The 22,913-nt window shown below is 32.6% G+C and carries 21 protein-coding genes; 14 read left to right on the top strand and 7 right to left on the bottom strand.

Annotation, left to right across the window (positions count from 1 at the left end):
- Positions 1-118: 118 nt before the first annotated feature.
- Positions 119-763 carry an alpha/beta hydrolase gene (locus tag IMCC3317_RS05865; RefSeq protein ID WP_160128576.1) on the bottom strand — a complete coding sequence of 215 codons (645 nt, stop codon included), beginning with the start codon at positions 761-763 and terminating at the stop codon, positions 119-121.
- A 79-nt stretch (positions 764-842) separates the two neighbouring features.
- Between IMCC3317_RS05865 and IMCC3317_RS05860 the strand changes: the two genes are divergently transcribed.
- The 7 genes from IMCC3317_RS05860 to IMCC3317_RS05830 all read left to right on the top strand — a co-directional run bounded on the left by IMCC3317_RS05860 (position 843) and on the right by IMCC3317_RS05830 (position 6,657).
- Positions 843-1,262, top strand: coding sequence for a hotdog fold thioesterase (locus tag IMCC3317_RS05860; RefSeq protein ID WP_160128575.1), 420 nt, complete (start codon positions 843-845; stop codon positions 1,260-1,262).
- A gap of 12 nt (positions 1,263-1,274) precedes the next feature.
- Positions 1,275-2,369, top strand: a complete 1,095-nt coding sequence (locus IMCC3317_RS05855; RefSeq protein ID WP_228054962.1) for a chorismate-binding protein — start codon at positions 1,275-1,277, stop codon at positions 2,367-2,369.
- Between the two features lie 34 nt (positions 2,370-2,403).
- On the top strand, positions 2,404-4,149 hold the full coding sequence (gene menD, locus IMCC3317_RS05850; RefSeq protein ID WP_170293841.1) for a 2-succinyl-5-enolpyruvyl-6-hydroxy-3-cyclohexene-1-carboxylic-acid synthase: 1,746 nt from the start codon (positions 2,404-2,406) through the stop codon (positions 4,147-4,149).
- Between the two features lie 93 nt (positions 4,150-4,242).
- Positions 4,243-4,584, top strand: a complete 342-nt coding sequence (locus tag IMCC3317_RS05845) for a DUF2853 family protein (RefSeq protein WP_160128574.1) — start codon at positions 4,243-4,245, stop codon at positions 4,582-4,584.
- 168 nt (positions 4,585-4,752) lie between these two features.
- On the top strand, positions 4,753-5,229 hold the full coding sequence (locus IMCC3317_RS05840; protein ID WP_160128573.1) for a hypothetical protein: 477 nt from the start codon (positions 4,753-4,755) through the stop codon (positions 5,227-5,229).
- A gap of 11 nt (positions 5,230-5,240) precedes the next feature.
- Positions 5,241-5,717 carry a helix-turn-helix transcriptional regulator gene (locus tag IMCC3317_RS05835; protein ID WP_228054961.1) on the top strand — a complete coding sequence of 159 codons (477 nt, stop codon included), beginning with the start codon at positions 5,241-5,243 and terminating at the stop codon, positions 5,715-5,717.
- 109 nt (positions 5,718-5,826) lie between these two features.
- Positions 5,827-6,657 carry a CvfB family protein gene (locus IMCC3317_RS05830; protein ID WP_160128571.1) on the top strand — a complete coding sequence of 277 codons (831 nt, stop codon included), beginning with the start codon at positions 5,827-5,829 and terminating at the stop codon, positions 6,655-6,657.
- 53 nt (positions 6,658-6,710) lie between these two features.
- On the opposite strand, the gene IMCC3317_RS05825 is transcribed toward IMCC3317_RS05830, so the two are convergent.
- The 3 genes from IMCC3317_RS05825 to IMCC3317_RS05815 all read right to left on the bottom strand — a co-directional run bounded on the left by IMCC3317_RS05825 (position 6,711) and on the right by IMCC3317_RS05815 (position 9,918).
- Complete coding sequence (locus tag IMCC3317_RS05825; RefSeq protein ID WP_160128570.1) at positions 6,711-7,442, bottom strand: LamG domain-containing protein; 732 nt, start codon at positions 7,440-7,442, stop codon at positions 6,711-6,713.
- A 76-nt stretch (positions 7,443-7,518) separates the two neighbouring features.
- Positions 7,519-8,766, bottom strand: coding sequence for a hypothetical protein (locus IMCC3317_RS05820; RefSeq protein ID WP_160128569.1), 1,248 nt, complete (start codon positions 8,764-8,766; stop codon positions 7,519-7,521).
- 30 nt (positions 8,767-8,796) lie between these two features.
- A complete protein-coding gene (locus tag IMCC3317_RS05815; RefSeq protein WP_160128568.1) occupies positions 8,797-9,918 on the bottom strand; it encodes a C1 family peptidase in 1,122 nt (373 codons plus the stop codon).
- A gap of 104 nt (positions 9,919-10,022) precedes the next feature.
- Between IMCC3317_RS05815 and IMCC3317_RS05810 the strand changes: the two genes are divergently transcribed.
- Positions 10,023-10,862: a 1,4-dihydroxy-2-naphthoyl-CoA synthase gene (locus IMCC3317_RS05810; RefSeq protein ID WP_160128567.1), complete on the top strand. Its 840-nt coding sequence runs from the start codon at positions 10,023-10,025 to the stop codon at positions 10,860-10,862.
- A gap of 217 nt (positions 10,863-11,079) precedes the next feature.
- Positions 11,080-11,685: an outer membrane beta-barrel protein gene (locus IMCC3317_RS05805; protein ID WP_160128566.1), complete on the top strand. Its 606-nt coding sequence runs from the start codon at positions 11,080-11,082 to the stop codon at positions 11,683-11,685.
- A 389-nt stretch (positions 11,686-12,074) separates the two neighbouring features.
- Here IMCC3317_RS05805 and IMCC3317_RS05800 read toward each other — a convergent pair whose 3' ends face one another.
- Entirely contained in the window at positions 12,075-12,893 is an 819-nt protein-coding gene (locus IMCC3317_RS05800) for a DUF695 domain-containing protein (RefSeq protein WP_160128565.1), read from the bottom strand.
- 418 nt (positions 12,894-13,311) lie between these two features.
- Between IMCC3317_RS05800 and menA the strand changes: the two genes are divergently transcribed.
- The 5 genes from menA (at position 13,312) to IMCC3317_RS05775 (ending at position 18,618) form a co-directional block, all read left to right on the top strand.
- Entirely contained in the window at positions 13,312-14,241 is a 930-nt protein-coding gene (gene menA, locus IMCC3317_RS05795) for a 1,4-dihydroxy-2-naphthoate octaprenyltransferase (protein WP_160128564.1), read from the top strand.
- Positions 14,242-14,250: 9 nt separating this feature from the next.
- Positions 14,251-15,750, top strand: a complete 1,500-nt coding sequence (locus IMCC3317_RS05790) for a hypothetical protein (RefSeq protein WP_160128563.1) — start codon at positions 14,251-14,253, stop codon at positions 15,748-15,750.
- 16 nt (positions 15,751-15,766) lie between these two features.
- Complete coding sequence (locus IMCC3317_RS05785; RefSeq protein WP_160128562.1) at positions 15,767-16,447, top strand: metal-dependent hydrolase; 681 nt, start codon at positions 15,767-15,769, stop codon at positions 16,445-16,447.
- A 185-nt stretch (positions 16,448-16,632) separates the two neighbouring features.
- Positions 16,633-17,676 carry an o-succinylbenzoate synthase gene (locus IMCC3317_RS05780; protein WP_160128561.1) on the top strand — a complete coding sequence of 348 codons (1,044 nt, stop codon included), beginning with the start codon at positions 16,633-16,635 and terminating at the stop codon, positions 17,674-17,676.
- Positions 17,677-17,688: 12 nt separating this feature from the next.
- Positions 17,689-18,618: a CPBP family intramembrane glutamic endopeptidase gene (locus tag IMCC3317_RS05775; protein ID WP_160128560.1), complete on the top strand. Its 930-nt coding sequence runs from the start codon at positions 17,689-17,691 to the stop codon at positions 18,616-18,618.
- A gap of 407 nt (positions 18,619-19,025) precedes the next feature.
- On the opposite strand, the gene IMCC3317_RS05770 is transcribed toward IMCC3317_RS05775, so the two are convergent.
- On the bottom strand, positions 19,026-20,954 hold the full coding sequence (locus IMCC3317_RS05770) for a hypothetical protein (RefSeq protein ID WP_160128559.1): 1,929 nt from the start codon (positions 20,952-20,954) through the stop codon (positions 19,026-19,028).
- 10 nt (positions 20,955-20,964) lie between these two features.
- Positions 20,965-22,860 (bottom strand): DUF3857 domain-containing transglutaminase family protein, encoded by a 1,896-nt coding sequence (locus IMCC3317_RS05765; protein ID WP_160128558.1) that lies wholly within the window; start codon positions 22,858-22,860, stop codon positions 20,965-20,967.
- Positions 22,861-22,913: the final 53 nt, after the last annotated feature.

The raw sequence follows: 22,913 nt of genomic DNA, 5'->3' as shown, positions 1-22,913 counted from the left end.
AGGTTTTTTAGGAAATAAAATTTTGCTCAGTTATATTTTCGTTGATACAAACATACAGATAAAAAAAGAAAGCCCATTACGTGATCGCCTTACTATTGGTACGTAAGTTTACTAGGTTTTATTTTTTTTCTAATTCCAACAGTACTTTCATGGACATTTCGTGTCTGCCTTCAAATGTGTTGAAAATGTAGTGTTTACCGAATAGTAACTCCATTTTTTCATGTTCTTGTTGCATGCGTTGTTCGGTTAAATATTCATCTTGCGTTCCCACAATATTTATCACTTTTGTTTTTTCATGATCGATAAATTCAAAATCTTTTACTGTTAATTCTGATGGAATACTTCCTGCATAGATAATTATTTTGTCACAAAGAATTTTATAGCGTGAAATCCATCGCATTGCAACAGAAACACCTTGTGAGAAGCCTAAAACATAGAAATTCACATTTTCTGGAATTTGTTCAGCATTGTAAATAGCATTCAAGTTTGCGTGTACGTTTTCAATTTCTGCCTTAGTATTTTCTTTTGTCAACCAACTTGCGCCAACGTGTTTGTATTCGTTTTTCAAATAATATTTAGAAGAAGCTTGTGGCGCAATAATGTAATTATCTTCCGCATTTAGCTGACCAAAATAGGTAATAAAATAACGACTCAAATAGCCAATTCCGTGACATACAAACCAAACATTTTTTGTTTTGTCGGTCAGTTCATTCATCGTAGAATAGGTATTTGTAATTTGGTATGAGATTTCTTTTTCTTTCATCTTTATAATTGCGCTTGGGTTTTGTATTTTTATACTTTCTAAAAAAAAAGTAATCAATAATAGTTTATAAATATATTAAATGGATTTGAATAAACAGGAAATTCTACAACAACTCAACGCAATTGTACCAAATACACTTTTGCAAACATTGCAAATTTCGTATACAGATGTTGGCGAAGATTACCTAACCGCAAAAATGCCTGTAAACGTTCGCGTGCATCAGCCACAAGGAATTTTACACGGTGGCGCAACAGTTGCATTGGCAGAAACTGTGGGAAGTACGGCTTCACATTTATTCATAGATACGGCAAAATACAAAGTAAAAGGCTTAGAAATTTCGGCAAATCATTTGAAAAGCAAAGTTTCGGGCGAAGTTTTTGCTACAGCACGACCAATTCACAAAGGAAGAACCACACATCTTTGGGAAATTAGAGTAGTAGATGAAGAAGGCGCTTTGATTTCGCTCTGTAAATTGACAACGATTGTTTTAAAAAAATAATTTTCTTTCGATTTGATACTAAAAAAGTTAAAAGAACACCTAGATAAAAAACTTCCTTTTGTTGCATATCGCAAATCAAATGCAATTTCTGTAAACGTTATTTTTCAGAATGATGATAGGTTGCATACTGTTTCAGATTTTACAGAAAGTGGTTTTATATTTGCGCCTTTTGATGCGACTCAGAAAGCTATTTTACTTCCGTTTGATGAAACTTTTGAAGGTGAAATTACCAATTTTGAATCAGCCAATATCATCAACGAAATCTATGATCCTTCTGCGGAAGCGAAAAAAAAATACGAGCAATTAGTCCAAAAAGCAATTGAAACCATTCAAGATTCTGAAATAGAAAAAATTGTAGTATCACGAAAAGAAGAAATCGATTCAAAAAAAGATTCTTTTCTATTATTTCAACAATTATTAATCAACTATCCAACGGCGTTTGTATACATTTGGTTTCATCCGAAAGTTGGGTTTTGGGCAGGCGCAACACCGGAAACGTTGGTAAGTGCAAAAGGAAATACAATTACAACCATGTCTTTGGCAGGAACGCGAAAGTTTCAAGAAAATGTTGCTGTTTCTTGGAATCAAAAAGAACTCGAAGAACAGCAAATTGTAACGGATTATATAAAAAATAGTTTACTAGATTTAACGACAAATTTAGTGGTAAGTGAAGCAGAAACGCACCAAGCAGGAAGTTTGTTACACTTATGTTCGATGATTTCTGGAAGAATGACTACGACTGTAAATATTGGCGATATTATTACAAATTTGCATCCAACACCAGCTATTTGTGGTTTTCCAACAGAAGCTGCAAAAACGTTTATTCTTGCAGAAGAAAAGTATGATCGTAAATTCTATGCTGGTTATTTAGGAGAATTAAATAAACGTGAAGAAACGACTCGAAATCGCAATCGAAAAAATCAGGAAAATAGTGCGTACAGAACTGTGAGAAGCAACTCAGAATTATACGTAAATCTGCGTTGTATGGAGTTAACTGACGACAAAAGAATACTTTATATTGGCGGCGGAATTACAAAAGATTCAAATCCGGAATCGGAATGGCAAGAAACGGTTGCAAAATCGCAAATAATGAAGCGAGTATTATAAAAAGTGATGTGAAAAATGTACTTTTACAGAACGAATGATATACTCAAAAATTCCACTAGCTCAAACGTTGGTTTCGCTTTGTATTGCCAAAGGTATCAATCATGTTGTGATCTCTCCAGGATCGCGAAATGCGCCATTAACGTTAAGTTTTTCGCAACATCCAAAAATTCATGCATATAGTATTGTTGACGAGCGTTGTGCGGCTTTTTTTGCGTTAGGAATGGCGCAGCAATTGTGCAAACCTGTAGCAGTTATTTGTACTTCAGGTTCGGCAGTTTTGAATTATTATCCCGCAATTGCAGAAGCATATTATAGCAATGTTCCTGTGGTGGTAATTTCGGCAGACCGACCAGAATATTTGATTGATGTTGGTGACGGACAAACGATTCGCCAGAAACACATCTTCAAAAATCACATCAATTACGAGGCAAATTTAAAACAAGATATTACACATAAGAGTACTATTCTGAGTGAAACGCATCAACTGTCGCCAGACATGGAACGCGAGATTCAGCAAGGAATTCAAGCATATAATGAACAGGAAATTAATCTAGCTTTAAATGCTGCTGTTGAAAAAAATGGACCTGTACATATCAATGCGCCTTTTGATGAACCTTTGTATGACATGATAGCAGCACCAACTGTTTCGCCAAAAGTGCAACCGTTGGTTTTGGAAGAAGAAATTGACGCTGAAAAGATTGCAAAAGCTGCAACAATTTGGAGCAGTTCTACTCGAAAAATGGTATTGGTAGGAACATTGCCGCCACATACAATTTCACGAAAGTATTTAGAAGTTTTAGCAAAAGATCCGTCAGTTTTAGTATTTACGGAAACGACTTCTAATTTACGAGATGATGCTTTTTTCAACGCAATTGATCAGATGATTTTGCCAATTGAGAAAAATGAAGCATTGTTAGATGAGTTTCAGCCAGAAATTTTGTTAACGCTTGGTGGAATGATAGTTTCAAAGAAAGTCAAGGCAATTCTGCGGAAGCGCCAACCAAAACATCATTGGCACGTTCATGAAAATAGCGTGTTTGATACATTTTTCTGTTTGGAACATTTTTTTAAGATGAATCCGAATCATTTCTTTGAATCGTTTTTTGGGCAAACCAAATCGATTGAAAGTTCTTACAAGTCATTTTGGAATATGATTAAGGAAGATCGACAACAAAAGCATGACCAATATTTGAAGCAAATTGATTTTTCAGACTTGAAAGCTTTCGAAACAATTTTTGCTTCGTTGCCAAGTGCTTTGATTTTACATTTAGGAAACAGTTCTACAGTTCGGTATGCGCAATTGTTTGAAATTGACGCAAACATTGAATTATTTTGTAATAGAGGAACCAGTGGTATTGACGGTTGTACGTCAACTGCTATTGGAAATTCGGTCGGAGCCGAAAAACAAACTATGCTCATTACAGGCGATTTAAGTTTCTTGTACGATAGTAATGCGTTGTGGAATAATTATATTCCTAAGAATTTTCGTATTATCTTAGTCAATAATAATGGCGGAGGAATTTTCAGAATTTTGCCAGGAAATAAAAATACGGAAAATTTTACTACGTATTTTGAAACTATTCATTCGCATACAGCAAAGCAATTAGCGGAAATGTATCATTTTGAATATAAAACGGCAACTGATGAAATGTCGCTTCAAAAAGCATTGAAAACGTTTTATGATGAAAGCGAACAACCAAAAATATTAGAAATTTTTACACCAAGAATTGAGAATGATAGTGTATTGATCGATTATTTTAAGTTTTTCAACGAAGATTAATAATTTTCGCACCAAAAAAACGAGGAATATTTCTACTAAAACTAAATTTGGTAACATATTATTAATCATTCTATAATTAAATTTTCAAAAATTATGAGCAAGAGAGACGAGCTAATTACAAAGTACGCAGCAGATTTAAAAGACAAATGTAGCGTAACTCCAAACATGGATTTATTAACAAAAGTAACCGTTGGTTGCGGACCTGCAATTTATAATAAAGATGCAGCTACCGTTTCAGGATCGGATGAAAAAGAATTGGCAACTGTAAAAAATAATTTCTTAATAAAGAAATTAGGATTGGCAGATAACGCTGATTTAGATAAAGCAATTGACGCAGTTATGGAAAAGTACGGGCGTTCAAACAGAAACAAATACAGAGCTGTTGTATATTATTTACTAACAGTTCATTTTGGAAAAGAAGCAATTTATAACTAGAAATTGTTTTCATACTATTAGTACAATCCCTTTGAAAACGCTATCCATACTTGGATGGCGTTTTTTTATTTTTAAATATTATATAGTAATTTACTTTTAAGATAATTTTATTAATATTTATTATACAAAATTGACAATTTTTAGTATATTTATTTATCACTTGAATATATGGCTTATATCTATGATTTAGGAAATAAAAAGTTGATTGAAGCAGAAATAATCCTTGCATCAGGAAAAATGCCATTTAAAAAAGATGGTTGGAAATTTGATTGGAATAAGTTACTAAAAGTTCAAAATACGAAGACATATATTTTGAAATCTAAAGATGAATCACAAAGTATTGAAGGTATTTTACAATTGAAAATCGAAAACGATATGCTAATTATGGATGTTATTGAAATTGCACCTCATAATTTAGGATCTTCACAAAAAAGATTTGAACATGTAGCTGGATGTTTGATTGCTTTTGCGTGTAGAGAAAGTTTCAAAATTAAAGGAAATTACAAAGGTTTTTTGACATTTGTTTCTAAAACAAACTTAATTGAATGGTATGAGAAAAAATACGGAGCAACTCTGGCTTTAGGACAAAGAATGTATATTGATGATGCTACAGGATTGAATTTGATAAAAAAATATTTACACTAAAATTGAAGCGTATGAAGAAGCAAGAAAATATTGAAAATCAATCACAAGTTTTGACAAACACAATGGATGTTGGCACCAAAGAATTTGATAAATTTCAAGCTATTCTTTTAAGTAAATCCAAAGAACGTTCGCTTGAACAAAAAAAAAGAGTTGAATTAATGGCTCTAGATTTTGAAATGGAAGATTATCTGAATTCAAGAGATAAACATTCTAAACTAGTTGGAGATTTTTTAAAAGTCTATTTAAATACTTTTGAAATTAAGCAGAATCAATTTGCTTATTATATTGGAATGAAGCCATCTAATTTATCAAAATTAATCAAAGGAGAACGCTCGTTAAATCATGAGTTAGCGTTGGTTTTTGGAACTATATTTAAAAATGATCCGATGCTTTGGTTAGATATTCAAGATAAAAATAAGCTTCATGAATTATCTAAAACCAAAAAAAATAAAATTGATAGATATTCATTAGAAGATTTAATGAAATAAAGATTTAAAAATTTGACTTTAGTTATTTGTAAATTCATTCTTCAAATTATAACTACATCCAATTCAAATTAAGATAGATAAAACGTACCTTTGGCGCAAATTTAGAAGCATGATTCATTTAGGACAACTCAATACATTAGAAATATTACGTGAAACGCCTCCAGGACTTTTCTTGGGCGATGATGAAGGAAATGAAATTTTGTTGCCAAATAAATACGTTCCAACAGCTTTCGAAATAGGAGATAAGCTATCGGTTTTCGCCTATTTAGATAGTCACGAACGACCAGTTACTACAACGTTAAAACCGTACATGAAAGTCAACGAATTTGCATTGCTTCGTGTAACTGCGTTGAGTGATTATGGTGCTTTTTTAGATTGGGGATTGGAGAAAGATTTGTTTGTTCCGTTTAAAGAACAAGCGCGCGACATGGAAGAAGGAAAAGGCTATGTTGTGTATTGCTATTTGGACGAAGAAACCAATCGTTTGGTAGGTTCGAGCAAGACAAATAAGTTTTTGAGTAATGAAGAATTAACTGTTGAACGCTTTGAAGAAGTTGATTTAATGGTTTCACGTTTTACTGATTTAGGTGTGGAAATGATTATCAATCAAAAACACAAAGGATTAGTCTATAAAGACGAAATTTTTAGAGATTTAAGACTTGGAGAAAAGCTAAAAGGTGCAGTTTCTAAAATTCGCGATGACAATAAAATTGATCTTTCCATACAACTTATTGGTTATAAAAATATAGAACCTTCTGCACAAGTTGTTTTAGATGAATTGGAACGAAACGGTGGAACTTTGCCATTGCACGATAAAAGTGATCCAGAAGAAATAAAAAAACGCTTGAATATGAGTAAAAAGAGCTTTAAAAAAGCTATTGGAAGTTTGTATAAGCAAGAACAAATTAGAATTACTTCCGACGGAATTGAGTTGAAGTAAACAAAAAATGCGAGTTGAAAGACTCGCATTTTTTGTTTAAAGTATTTTGAAAATTACTGCTCATACAAATACGAAACAAATGCTGTCGATTTTGCTTGACTGTAAATTCGAAGATCATCAATACTTCCGCTAAATGGATTTTCGCCAGAAGCATCATTTCCTAAAAGTAATGGTAAATTTGCCGTAGAAATCTCTCCTTTTATATATTTCATCAACGCAGGTTTTCCGTTGATATACAAATACATCGTGTCACCTTTTAAAGTACACGTTATCATATACCATGTATCTTTTGTATAATTAAATTTTCGTAATTCATGCATAATTCCGTAAGGTGCAATCGAGAAAATAATATCATTAGTCACTACTTCTTCATCTTCCAACGGAGAAAATCCTATGGAAATTCCGTAAGCAGCTTGTGGTTTTTCAGTATCAGAACTATTTTTATATAATACTTGTTGTAAGTGCGCAACGTCTGTTTTTAACCATAAATTAATGGTAAACTCATCTGTGAAATTCAAATGTTCGTTTGCAGGAATTTCTATAAAATCGTTGATGCCATCAAATGAATACGCTTGATTTTCATTTTCGAAACGGTCTTCAGTTAATGTAACTCCTTTAGCTTGTGCTGTTACTTTATAAGCACTTGCATCTTCGGTATTTCCGTCAAACGGATAATGTGCAACTAAACTTTCGGTAAGATCAACTATTGGATATTCTTCTTCAATACTACAACTACTGAAAGCAAAAACGATTGCTAAACAGCTAATTAGGTGAATGGTTTTCATGGTAATTCCGGTTTTTCTTGATGACTGATGATTTAATTTTTTATAGCATCAAAAATAGTACCAAACATATTTTGAATTAATTATTGTGATATAATTCAGGGAAACGTTCTCGTGCCCAATCTTTATAAATTGGAAGTGGCGGCGGAAAAGAATTTTTAGTATTAAAATATGGATGATTATAAATCCCTAACTTTTGAATATGGTAGACCAGAAAAAAGCTTTGATTTGCCATTCTACCATAATCAAAGCTTCTATCGTAATAATTATGAATGTTATGAATTAAAACATTTTCCTTATGATAGTAAATTATATTTTCTTTATCACCATAATAAGCGTCATGCATTAGCATGGTTAACTTATGAAATTCCACTAAAATATTTAATAATTCTGTTGCTTCATGCGAATTCGGAGCTACTTTCCGAAGTTGTTCATATGCGTGAATAGGAAAAATATATGCATAGGATTGTTGTCTATCCTTATAATATCCTTTAAAATTATGAATCAATATTTTTTCAAGAATAATAGTATCTAACGAAACTTTTACATCCGTTTTGAAAGCCAATCGTACTTTTTCTAATTGGTTTAATGAATTTTCAGTTCGTAACTGTTTTAGCGTACGAATTGTTTCTTCAGAATACGAAATACCATAATCGCGCTTTGCTTTTTCTACTTCAGCATCTATATAATCGAGTTCTTCCGAATGACAATTTTGAAAAGTGCTTTTAGAAAATCCTTCTGGTTTTATATCGATTAAACTCATTAATGTAACTGTAAATATGCTAATCAAGAAAGTATACGGAATCCAATTTGCTGTTTTAAAATATCGAGAAACTTCTGTCCAAGAAGCAAAAAATAAATACAGCGGAATGATAAAGAAAAGGCTATTATAATTTATTGGTTGATGAGAGCCAACAGAAGCTTTTCCAAAAACAGAAAACCGAATAAAAACGATTGCTACATATAATATTAAATAATACAGAAATAGCGAATAATTTGAAAGTCGCAACGTTATTTTTTTTCGCGAATGCTGAAAATGAAAAGTCGCTTGCATAAACCAATGCCGAATCATCATCGTAATCCCAACTGTTAATGAAGTTGCTATCAAAAATGATTTTTCAAAAAAAGAAACTTCTGCTGAAATATTTGGTAAATCGCCACCAAGTAGAACGCTCATGACAATCATGAAATCTAGCAGATAAAACGTAAAAAGGTAGAAAACAATTGCACTCAAAATACCCAAACCAATTGCTATCCAAAATTGGAGTTTTCCAATCTTAGAAATACTTAAACGTGGTTTTAATTGTATTTTTTTGTGAATTCCCATACGATATCAGTATAGAATTATTGCCAAACGTTACAAGCCTAGTTTTACACGCAACGCTTTTGGCAATGCATCTTTATGAACCATTACGGAGATCGTTTTCAACTTAAAAAAAGCTTCGCTCATATGTACATGTCCATCGTTTGGAACACGTTCTGAGTTGCTTCCCCAAGAATTTTTGGCACGGAAATATTCGTTTCCATTTTGGTCTGTTGCCATTCCTGTAATATGCATTAAATGATCGTCAGTCGTGGTAAAATTTTCAAATTCTTCTTGACGAAATTCGGCAGTAATAGTTTTCTCTTTACGAATTTCCGCAGTAAACTCTTTTTTATCTTTTACAGCTTCTTCAGGAATTGAAGCAACCGCATATTTTGCAGAAAATGTAGTTTCAGAAACATCGCAATCCAATTCTACAGTATAACCTGTATTTAAAGCATTTCTTGTTACAGCGACCAATTCGTCTAAGGTTACATTATAAAAACTTCCGTTAGAAAAATTATCAGGAATATTTAAAATGAATTGTTCATAATACGGTTGATGCGTAAATGAAGTAATTGTCACATAATCATCAGGATTAATCTTTGTCATCTCTTGAAATGATTTAGGCGTGTATCTTCTTCCTTCAAAATTGAACCATTTTGGACTTTCACCTAAATAAACATCCAACACACTTTCAACAGCAGGTTTCCAATTAGTTGATAGTTTCTTTCCAGGATTCTTAATATACACATCTAACATGGCTTTTAAAACCGCTTCCATTTCTGCATGATTATGATTTGTTTCTAAAGCTTTCAAACCAGAATACGCTTCACTTGTAACTAATCCGTGTGACTTAACGGCATTCATCACATCATGTGCCAATGCGCCTTCGCTAAATTGTGCTTTTCCCTGTCGCATCACGTAATTCCAAGCTTTCTTCGGATACGTATTTCGTACATTATACATTTCAGAAATATCAATCTGTTTTCCCGTCAATCGGATAATTTCAGATTCTAAAAAAGAAGAAGCCGAAAAACTCCAACAAGTTCCTGTACGTCCTTGACTAATTACGGGCGTAGCTTCTAAATCTACGGTAGTTTTAAATTGATAATCTTGTGCAAAAGCAACAATTGAAAAACAACATAACAAAGCAAATAAAAGTATCTTTTTCATCAGAAATAAAGGTGTTTAAAGTGTATAGCACGACAAGAATTTGACTCAAAAATCACTTGTAAACTGTGCAAAATGATTTATTTTTACGCAAAATACTAAAAAATATGAGTAAACCTGACTGGAAAACGGTAAAAGAATACGAAGACATTACGTATAAAAAGGCAGATGGCGTTGCTCGAATCGCTTTTAACAGACCAGATGTTCGAAACGCGTTTCGTCCACATACAACAAGCGAATTGTTGGATGCGTTTAGAGATGCGCATGAAGATGTGAATATCGGAGTTGTATTGCTTTCTGCGGAAGGTCCATCATCCAAAGATGGAGTTTATTCTTTTTGTAGTGGCGGCGATCAAAAAGCACGTGGACATCAAGGATATGTTGGACAAGATGGATATCATAGATTAAACATTTTAGAAGTGCAACGCTTAATTCGCTTCATGCCAAAAGCAGTAATTTGTGTAGTGCCTGGTTGGGCAGTTGGTGGCGGACACAGTTTGCATGTTGTGTGCGATTTGACACTTGCAAGTAAAGAACACGCCATTTTTAAACAAACGGATGCCGATGTCACAAGTTTTGATGCAGGATATGGTTCGGCGTATTTGGCAAAAATGGTTGGACAGAAAAAAGCAAGAGAAATCTTTTTCTTGGGAAGAAACTACTCAGCGCAAGAAGCATACGAAATGGGCATGGTAAATGCCGTAATTCCGCATGACGAATTGGAAAATACTGCTTTTGAATGGGCGCAAGAAATCTTAGCAAAATCGCCAATGTCCATCAGAATGTTGAAATTTGCAATGAATTTAACTGACGACGGAATGGTTGGACAACAAGTATTTGCAGGAGAAGCAACGCGTTTAGCATATATGACAGAAGAAGCCAAAGAAGGTAGAGATGCATTCTTAGAAAAACGCAAGCCAAACTTTGACAAAAAGTGGATTCCGTGATCAGTTCTCAGTTCTCGGTTTTCAGTTTTTGAAAATTATAAATATTAAATGTGTCACATCGAGCGCAGTCGAGATGCTGAATTTTAAATATAAAAATGTATTGATTCGTCATTGCGAGTGAAACGAAGCAATCTGTTTCTTAATTTAGATGAACGATTTCAATTTTTTTAATTTTGCTAGAAACTAGAAACTAGAAACTAGAAACCAAATCAAAAACATGAAAAAGCTGATCATTTTCACACTTTTACTAACTTTCCAATTCGGAATAGCGCAAGATAATACGGAGCGTAAATTCGAAATTGGATTGCATTATCCGTTATCTACAGGCGATAATTTTATGGTTTTTGCGTATGATGGTTTAGTAGGATTAGATTTTAAATATCAATTTACGGATACAAAATTGATTTCTCCAAAAGTTGGTTTCTCGGTAGATTATTTTAATTATAATTTTGTAGATGATGTAAATGGTGGCGCATTTGTGCTAAAACCAGAAATCATTGGCGAATTTAACATTGAAAGTCTTCCAAAACTAAAACCTTATTTGTCTTTAGGATACAGCATTTTCACGACTTCTTTGAATGTGGCAAGCACTGGTTTTAATTTAGGAAATCCGGATCCAACGACGCAACCAAATGGCGATCGTTACACAGATACGCAAAGTGGAATTAGTTATGGTTTTGGCGCAGCGTATGATCTTACAGAAAAATTTTTTGTGGAAGTTTCTGCCGATTTTATAAAGCTTTCGCTGGATGGAGAAACTTCAGGGAATCGATATAACGAAAATATTCATACGGTAAATATGGGTGTTGGATTGCGATTTTAAAAGTTGAAATTGTAAATGTTAAATTATGAATGTTGAATTTTAAATTACTTCTCGATACAAAATTCTTTCAGAATTTCACTCGAAGTGACGTTAGGTGAAAATCATAAATTATAAATGTTGAATTAAAAAAATAGCTCAATTCGAGTAAAATTTCAGTTTAAAAGTTTACTTAATGTGTGAATAATTCACCTATCAAAATACCAAGCGCAAAGTTTCCAAAGTCGAACTTTTTGATAAATGATTTAAAAGCTATCAACTTATTTACAATAGAACATGCTGACTTACAGATTATTTCTTAAAATCAAAAAACAGTGTCGATAAAAAACCTTGAATCATTGAATTTTTAAATTTTTAAATTGAGCGAAGCGATACTATGCGCGTCTAAAAATCTAACCTTTCTTTTTCACAACATACGTTTCCCAACCTTCATACGAACCATACTGATCTTTAGCAAGTTTAATGAGTTCTGTGGTAAATTTGGTTACGTTTTCCAACGTGGTAGAATTGTTTCTATAAAATTTGATTTCGTGTGGAAATTTCTCGTTCTCCGTTTTCTTTTTAGATTCAACCGTATATGCTAACTTTTCAATTTCCACAACAAATAAATTCATATCATTTATCGAAGCAAATGTAGCGTAATGTTCTATTTTCCGTGGAGTAACAACATCATCGCCAGCGTTTTTTAGTTGAATTACGGTATCACGATTTGACATAAAGTTTTTGATTTCATCATTCGGATAGAGGAAATTTGTGTATAAATCCCAAGAAGGATCCGATTTTATATACACATCGTATTTTTCGCCACGAAATTTATTTTTGAATAATTTGTCAATATGTCGTTCAATATCGGAAGCATCTTTTACATAATAATATTCAAAACGACTTCCATCAAACATAAATGAACCTACATAATGACTTTCTGAAACCGATTTCATTTTATCATGAATTGCATCTTTAATTTTATATAGTTTCTTCAATTTATTTCCAATCGGGAAATCACTTTCTTCCGTGACTTTGTATTTAATTTTCACATAAAACAAAAAGTCAAAACCATTAATTGGCGCTTGTTCAATCAAATCCATTCGTAAATTCGTAGAACTTACACCTTTCTCTTGTTTTGCTTGATATGTATTCCAAATTGGCGAATCTTGCGCATGCAAAAAAAGGAATGAAAAGAGTAGGAAAAAAAGTTGAATTGGTAATTTCATATAATATGTGTCAAAACTTGCACGCAATGTACTGAAAACTAAGAATTGCATGAAAAAATTAATAGAATATTATGATTAAATTGCTATTGCTTAAAGATGTATTTGTTGAAAAATGGTTAATGAATTTAGTAATACTCAAAGTTAGATAATTCTTTTTTAGCTTTTCATTTTCATTTTCTCTTTCTTTGTTCGCACAAAGAAAAGAAACAAAAGAAAGTGCGTTTTTCCAGAGGTGTTTTTAGTTTTTTCTCTGAAAAACTAAAACCGCATTCATTTTTCTAAATTTTTTCCAAGGCTTCAAAAATTCTTAACGAAAAACGAATGCTACACTGCGGAAAAAGAACCCGCTACGGACAGAACTACTTACTTTTTTTTTTTAAACGAGTTCAAAGTGTATATTTACAAAAATTAAGTCTACATGATAAAACCATGGCTTGCTGCCGCACGATTACGAACGTTACCGTTGTCCATTTCTGGGATTATAGTTGGTTGTGCAATGGCAAATTTTACAATATATGTTGATCGTGGAGGAATTAATTTTCCTACTCGTGTTGATAGTGCAGATTATACTATTTTCATTTTAGCAATACTAACTACTGTAGGTTTTCAAGTCTTATCAAATTTTGCCAATGATTATGGCGACGGAATTCGCGGTACAGACGACGATAGAGAAGGCGAAAAACGCATGGTCGCTTCTGGTATTATTTCGCCAAAGCAGATGAAAAACGCCATGATTATTACAGCAATTATTACCTTAATTTTAGCATTAACAGTCATTTATGTTGCTTTTGGAAGCGAAAATTACAGTTATTCTGTATTGTTTTTCTTTTTAGGAATTACCTCAATTATTGCCGCTGTAAAATATACCGTTGGGAAAAGCGCATACGGATATTCAGGTTTAGGCGATATTTTTGTATTTCTATTTTTTGGATGGTTAAGTGTTGTCGGAAGCTACTTTTTATACACAAAATCAGTGCACTTTGATATTTTCTTGCCTGCAACTGCGATTGGATTGTTAAGCGCGGCAGTTTTGAATTTAAACAACATGCGTGATCGGATCAAAGATAAATCGCATGGAAAAAATACGTTGGTTGTCAAAATAGGAAGTCAAAACGCAAAACTATATCATTACAGTTTGATTATAGGCGCGTTGGCTTGTTCGTTATTATATGTTAGCAGTAATTATTATTCGCCAAAACAATTCGTAGTTCTCATTGCGTTTATTCCGTTATTTATGAATATGGTTGTTGTTGGAAAAAACATCCTTCACAGAGAATTAGATCCAGAATTGAAAAAAGTAGCACTAAGTACATTTTTGTACGCGATTTTATTCGCCATATTTAATTGAAAACCACACATGAAAAAAACAATTATTTTAGTCGTTCTATGCCTATTTAGCTATGTTTCTAACGGACAAGAAGCTACAACAAAACTAAAAATCACGGAAAGCGCACAATTTAAAGATGAGGTAAAAGTAGATGGTATTGATGCTATGTACACGAGTCCATCTGGAAAAACTGCGATTGTTCGTTTTGGAAAGAAAAATATTTTGCTCGATGTTTTTAACAGTAGTTTAGACAAAGAATTTTTCAAAATCATCAAAAATGAGAAAAAGGAATTCTACAAAGGACATTTGAGTTTTGGTGACGAAATCAAAGTGTTTACAGTATATTCTCCAAAAAAGAAAGAACGAATTTTATATTGTCACACATTCAATATTAAAAATAATACGCACACAAAAACGGAACTTTTTAAAGCGAATGTAAAAAAACGTGGCGGATTATTTTCAGGAAGTAACAAACGACAAACGAGTTTTGCCATTTCGCCAAATCAACAATACATTGCTATTGCGACAGATAATATTAAGAAAAATAGCAATTCATACTTCGTTCATGTGTTTGATGCGGAAACGTTGAATTTAATTTACAAACAATCGTATCAAGATCATAAAGAAGACTATTTTTCGCACAATGATTTAATTATCAAAGATGACGCAACGGTTTACAGCTTGGGAAAACTTTACAAAAATGGACGATCTGACAAGAAAAACGGAGAAGCTAATTATGAGTTAGTACTACACAAAGTATCTCAGAATGGCACATCTCACGCAAGTGTAAAACTGGAAGATCTATTTGTAAGATCGTTGGTTATAAGTCATAAAAACAATGAGTTACATTTAATTGGTTTCTATTCAGAAAAAAACTCAAGTCGCTTAAAAGGTGGTTGTAATTTTGTGTTGGATGAAAAAAGTTTAGCTGTCAAAACTAAAAAAATTACGGAGTTACCAAAACAAGTGTACGAAGATTTATATGGTTATAGAAGAGGAAATCGTAAAAAGAAAAAGAGTACAGAATTGAGTAATTTTTATGTTGATTACACATTAGAAGATACAAATGGAAATACTTATATTCTTGCAGAAGAATTTTACGTAACAAGCTATTATGTTGGAACAGCTATGAATGGTGGTTACTGGGAAACTGTCTATCATTATGATGATATTTTAATCTTGAAATTTGATGCGAATGGCAAATTAAGTTGGGGAAGAAGTATCTTCAAAAGATCTGGCGTGCCATCATACAATGCATTTTTAAAGAACGATGAATTACATGTGATTTTGAATTCTGGTAAGAATTTATTAGAGAAAAAAGATGGACGCACCAAAGTTTCTCAAGGTTGGTTTGAATCTTCTTCTTTGTATGACATTGTATATTCGAGTACTGGCGATGTTTCGTATGACAAAATTCAAGACAATCGTGGAAAAGTTTATTATATGCCTTATTTCGGGACGTTTACAGATGGTAAATTTATCACGACAACCACAAGAAGGAAGAAAAAACAATTTATGAAATTGGAATAATAAAAAATAAAATCAGATGAAAATTACATTCTTAGGTCACGCATCATTACAGATTGAAATTGAAGGAACAAACATTATTGTAGATCCTTTTATTTCGGGAAATGAATTAGCTTCTCATATTGATATTTCAACCTTAAAGGCAGATTATATTTTGATAACACATGCACACCAAGATCATATTTTAGATGTGGAAACGATTGCAAAAAACACAAACGCAACAATTGTAGCAAACTACGAAGTAGCGAATCATTTTGGCGCAAAAGCGTTGAATGTATTTGCAATGAATCACGGAGGAACCTACAAAACAGATTTATTTTCAGCGAAATATGTAAATGCAATTCACACATCTTCGTTTCCAGATGGCTCGTATGGCGGACAACCTGGCGGATTTGTAATCTCAACAAAAAACGGGAAATCAATCTATATTGCAGGCGATACTGCATTGACATTTGACATGAAACTTATTCCGCTTCAAATACAACTCGATTTGGCTATTTTACCAATTGGTGACACGTTTACAATGGGAATTGAAGATGCAATTTTAGCAAGCGATTTTGTAGAATGCGACAAAGTTTTAGGATATCATTACGATTCATTTCCTCCAATAAAGATAAATCACGCGGAAGCGAAACAAAAATTCTCAGATAAAAATAAAGAGTTGATTTTATTGGAAATTGGGAATTCAATGGAGATTTAACAAACGAGCATCTCGACTGCGCTCGATGTGACATATGTGTTAATGAAATTTTAAATGCACATTTCGACTCCGCTCAATGTACGTTTTAAGTAAGAGTATTTTTCATACATATTGTCACATCGAGCGTAATCGAGGCATACAAATAAACGAATAAACAAACGAACAAAAGAACAATCCAGAAAAAATTGAAAGCCACCTATCACAAACATATCTTAGATTTTAAAAGACCTAGCGGAACGTCGCGCGGAATTTTAAAGCAGAAAGAAACTTGGTTTATTGTGTTGCATCATGATGGAAAACAAGGAATAGGCGAGTGCGGAATTTTGCGAAGTTTGAGTATTGATGATGTTCCTGAATATGAAGAAAAATTACGTTGGACATGTGAAAATATTCAATTAGGAAAAGAAGTTTTATTAATGGAATTAATACAATTTCCTTCACTACAATTTGGTGTAGAACAAGCATTTTTATCGTTAGTATCTGAAACTCCGTATTTGTTATTTCCATCAGAATTTACACGTGGAAACAAAGAAATTGAGATTAATGGTTTGGTTTGGATGGGCGATGTGGATTTTATGAAATCGCAAATTGAAGATAAATTAAAAGCAGGTTTTTCATGTATTAAAATGAAGATTGGTGCTATTGATTTTGAAACCGAATTGAAACTTTTACAAAGTATTCGCAACGAATATTCCGTAAATGATATCGAATTACGCGTAGATGCAAATGGAGCTTTTACACCAGAAAACGCTTTAGAAAAGCTAAAAATATTGTCTGAATTGCAATTGCATTCCATTGAACAACCAATCAAACAAGGACAAGTTGATGAAATGGCAAAACTCTGTAAAGAAACGCCGCTGCCAATTGCATTGGATGAAGAATTGATTGGTATTTTCGACATCAAACAAAAGAAAAAAATACTAGAAACCATTCAGCCACAATTCATTATCTTGAAACCTAGTTTGGTTGGCGGATTTGCAGGAAGCTCCGAATGGATTTCACTCGCCGAAAAAAACAACATTGATTGGTGGATTACGAGCGCGTTGGAAAGTAATATTGGACTCAACGCGATTGCGCAATGGACATATACATTGCACAATAAATTACCGCAAGGTTTGGGCACAGGAAGTTTATATACTAATAATTTTGATTCACCATTAACGATACAAAACGGCGCTTTACACTACGAAATTTCAACATCGTGGAAAGTTCCTTATATAAAAAATTAAAAACAAAAATTTATGTTTATAAGACAAGCTTACAAAGGAGATAACACACCGTGGAAAGTACTATTGACATCATTCATGTTACTCTCTATCTTTATTTACAACATCATTTTTATGTTCACTACTGACATTGATTTCAAAGAAGAAATGGACGCAATGTATGAACAAGTTCCGAGTAATAATTTTTGGCTTGTCATCAATTTGGGATTATTTGTATTTCTATTATTGATGCTTTTTGGCTTGGTTGTGTATTTGCACAAACGAAGTTTAGTTTCGCTTACAACGGCAAGAAGTAAGATTGATTTAAAACGTGTTGCCTTTTCTTTTGGATTGGTTTTTTTATTAGGAATATTAACTTTTGGGATTGAATATTACATGAATCCTGAAGCAGTTGTGCTTGATTTTAAACCTGTAAGTTTTATCATTTTAGTTGTATTTAGTTTGATTCTATTTCCGTTTCAAATTGGTTTGGAAGAATATCTTTTCAGAGGTTATTTTATGCAACAAATAGGAATCGCAGTCAAAAACAGATGGTTTCCTTTAATCAGTACGTCGGTGATGTTTGGCTTGTTGCATTCGGCAAATCCAGAAGTTGCAGAAATGGGCGGAGTTACTATGATTTTCTACATCGGAACAGGTTTATTGTTAGGAATTATGACCTTAATGGATGATGGTTTGGAATTGGCTTTAGGTTTTCACTTTGCAAATAACTTCTTGGCTGCAACTTTAGTTACGGCAGAATATTCCGCGTTGCGAACCGATTCTTTGTTTAAATATGTTCCGCAAGAAAGTACAGTTTCTTTTTGGGGAATTCTCATTCCGATTTTAATATTGTATCCGATCATTTTGTTTGTTCTCGCAAAAAAATACAAATGGAATAATTGGAAAGAAAAACTTTTTGGGCGTGTGCCTGATGATGAAATATATGCAAATGCAAAAGAATAATAAACACGCGTATATTCTATTTTTTCAACTCGTAAGCATTCTAAAATTGAAGTTTAGATAGAAAATTTTTTAGCGTATGGAAAAATGTTTAGAGAACAATTCTATATATTCATACGTTGTAACCAATTTCGGAAAACTGAACCAAAAACACTAAAATGAAAAAAGTTGTTCTAACAATTCTTATAATATTGAATATTGTGGTTTTGCTTGGTCAAATATGGCCTGAAGGAGTTCCTCCTTTTGCAAGAACGATAAATATTATATTCCTGATATCTAGTTTAATTTTTTTTCTTCTTAAAAAGTTTCGTAATTAAATAAATCGCTAAAATCAACGTGATTACTACGGTGAGGTAAAATTGAGGTGGAAGATTATCTAACATATTTTTAGAAATTTTAAGTTTACTATTTTATTCCTCCGGATTCATCAAAATTGCCGCTTTATTAAAGTCAGAAGCCGCATTAATTACGGTACGAAAACCTTCATATTCTGAAATATCATATTCATATTCTTTATAAAACTCTTCAATAACAATTGTTAATTTGTTACGAACAAGCGTGTAATTAGATTCAAATTTACATTTCTGATCTCCATCAGCATCTAACAATTCTTTCTTAATAATTAACGATTCCAAGCCTTCTACAGTATAACCATCAGGAATTGTAATTACAATTTCATAGTTATATTTATTCGGATATTGCATTTGAATTGGATTCACACGTTTGGTTTCTTGATACAATTCGCTTTGCGTTCCAATTACCTTTCCAACTTGAAAAATATAGCTGTCGCCAGCTTCTTCCAATAAAGATTCAGATGTGATTACGGTTTGTACCAAAAACGGCTTGTTGTATTCCAGTTGCAGCATGTCTTTGTTTTCAGTTACATACGTTTTTACAACTTTATCTTCAATTCCAGAACCTGTCAAATAATCTTCAATTTCTTTAATTGTTTGATCTTGCGCAAGATTTAAAAATGCCCGATTGCTCATTGCCCAATGTCCATAATATTCTTGTTCTTGGTCAATTTTCACATATTCCATATCATCTTCAAACGTAATCTTCATGTTTCGGACAATTCTACTGTAATCTGGATTTTTTTGAGAGATTTTATAGAAACTATATTTCAGTTCATCGTTGACGAAAATTCCTTTATTTCCTAAGATATTCGGCGGAATTTCACTCAAACGATAATCAATTCTATTTGGTGAAATGTAGTTGAACGTTTCTGGAATGTAAATTAAAAATTCACGCAATGCGCTCGGATTAAAAAATTCTGAATCGAATTTATGTTCATATACATTTGACGTAATTACAGGCATGTATTCAACATCTGCTGCTTTTAATAAATGCGCGTAAATCTTAATAATACCTAAATCACTTGCCGATTTATTTTTGATAATATAATCAATATCAGATAGTTGCTCGTTGTTGTTTTTAACAATTGTATAATTTTTCTTTACATAATCATCAATCAAATATGCTTTAGTATAATCGTCCGTTTTTTGATCTTTTAAGATGCTTTCTATAATTTTCGCAATCTCAGGATTTATCGTTTCTGGGAACAATCCGTCCGTAATATTTGTCACCACATTATTCCACAACATACTGTCCGTAACATTTGTTCCTGGACCAAAACATTGAAACGCAATATAGGTTTTATTGGCATCTGGCGTTGCATATTCTTCTTCCATCATCGGAACAATATTTTCTAACACTAATTGCTTTCCAGCTCTTTTGTTATATGTCTTTTCAGCAAATTCTGCATTTGCATTGTACGCTTTAATTCTTCCAGGTAAATCCCCAATAATAAAATCGTACTCTAACTTCTTAATTGGATAACTCTTCTGCAACGTTTCTCTTCCAAAAGCAGAATATTCTTTTTCTAGCGTATACAAAACTTCAATTTCTGAATCTTTTTCGGCACCTTCAATCGCAAAGATTTTAAAATCGCCATATTCTTCTACATTTTTAACTTCTTTAATATTGTCCTTATTTAGCAACGTAACTTTTCCGTTTGGCGTTATTGTACGTGCTTTTATATCCACAATATCAATCACATTATACATAGAAATATACACCGTATTATGGGTTTTAATTCCTTTTTCATCATGTACACGCGTAATTGTATGATTAGTTTCAAATTTCTTAACATCGTTGCCAAACTTCGGCTCAAAATACTCTACCATATATTTTTCAACAATGGCAATAGAAGATTCGTTGGCTTCTGTATCAGATAATTTGTGCAGTTTCGGATTCTTTTCCCAATCGTACTCTTTGTAATATTGTGAAAATACTTGAGTAGAACACAAGCACAAAAGGATAACAATAAATGATCTCATAAAATTTAGTTTACTTTTCAATAATAATACTTTTTTTGTAGGCTTTTATTAATTTTTTCACAAAACTATTCCACGCTTCAAAATCTTCTGTATCAATTCGAAGTGTGTTTACGTAAATACTTTTATGTTGAATAATCTTGCCTGCTGTTTCTTCGTAAGAAATACTGAATCCATACGCTTTCCCGTCATATTTAATCGGTTTCGGAAAAGAAGTCACTTTGTAACCTTCCGGAATCACAAACGTAGTTGTATATTCTTTTTGAAATTGATGATCGATCTTTTTAGCATATTTACGCTTTGTAATATCTATTTTTTGCTTAGATAAAACGCGATCAATGTTAAGGTTTAAAATGGTTTTAGAACCAATCGTTTTCACATAATTTCCCATCAATAAATCAAAAGAAACGGTCAATGTTTTATGTTTTGATTCAATTGGAGAAACTTGTATGTTTTGATATTTTGTTTTGTTATTTCCTAAAGCCAAGGTTGTATTTAGGAATTCTTCTTCTGTATTATCTTTCTTTTTGTACAAATAGTCTGTGACGAAATCAACGCGTTCATAACCTGTTAAAACCCGTTTTTCAGATGCTTTAATGCTTCCATCTTCAAATGTAATAGTTGTATTAATATTCGTTTTGCTCTTTTCAGAAGCTTGCACAGGTACTTTTTTCAGAATAAATGTATCTGGAGAAAGTCCGATTAAAGCTTCTTTTGTTTGTGTAAATGAACTCGGCATTCCAAAATTGACATAACTATCAGTTCCATCAATGAAAATAGTGTCTTTATCAATGATTGTAGCGGTAATCATGTGATTGTCAACCATTGGCGTTGGTACTTCATCGTACAAATACGGACGATCGCGTGTTCCAATCCAAGTTCGAAATGAAGGAATTCCAACACGATTCAACATTACATATAACAAATTTGCCATGTCTTTACAATCGCCATATCGGTTGTTGCAAACGCTTGCCGCGCCACGAGGAATAAATCCGCCCAAACCATCTTCAAAAGCAACATACGTTATATTCTCTTGAACCCAATTGTAGATTGCTTCTGCTTTTTCGATGTCTGAATCGTACTTTTGGGCGATATCTTCTGCAATTTTATATACATTCTCTAAATCTTTTTCGTCTACTTGTTTTGCCAAAGAAGCATACCAACTATACAAATCTTTTACGTTGCTCAATACAGGAATTATTTTTCCTTTTTCTTCGTAATTTTTAATGTGTAAAATGATATGTGGTAAGTGATACAAAGCTGCTTCTGCGTCATCTTCGCCGCTATATTTGGCAACATTTTCGGAAGTCCACGTATAAATAGTACTATTTTTTGTTTCTTCTTTGTTAAAATTTACGATGATATTTTCTGTGTGAAACTCTTTGTACCCAATTTGAACGTTTTTAGGAAACTCAATACGCAACACTGCTTTTTTTGTTGGCGCGTACGTTCCGAAGCGGAATAAGCCTAAAAAATGTGGTTCTGTACCAACTTCTTTATACTTTAAATCAGTAATAGCGCCTTTTGTAACAGCTGGAAACGTGAAGTTTTTCGTTTGCTGATCGCTATAAAAAATACCATCATCAAATTCGTGTTTGGTTTCTATATAATCAACTTTCACAGTTTTTCCAGTAGAAGGTAAATACGTTGTGGCTTCAATATCTTCAAGCGATGTAAAACTGTCAAAACGAAGTGTTTCGTTGGCAAAATAGAGTTTATTTGCAGTGATATATTCCGCTTTTTCGTGCACGCTTTTTACAATCTTAAAATCGCCTTTATTTAAGTCAATTTTAATAGATTCGGTACGTTCTAAAAAGTGAAAATCTTCGGAAGTATCATTCTGCGCAAAGCAAATATGTATCACAAAAAATAGGAGCAATACAGGGAATTTCAAATAGGTTGTTGTCATAAATTATAATTTAAAATCAATGTGGGGAAACTTACTATAAAATAAGCGCGAAC

Origin of the sequence: Kordia antarctica (assembly GCF_009901525.1) — a bacterium.
Classification (GTDB): Bacteria; Bacteroidota; Bacteroidia; order Flavobacteriales; family Flavobacteriaceae; genus Kordia; species Kordia antarctica.
The sequence above is the reverse complement of the archived record's forward strand: the minus strand, read 5'-3'. Positions and strand labels throughout refer to the sequence as shown.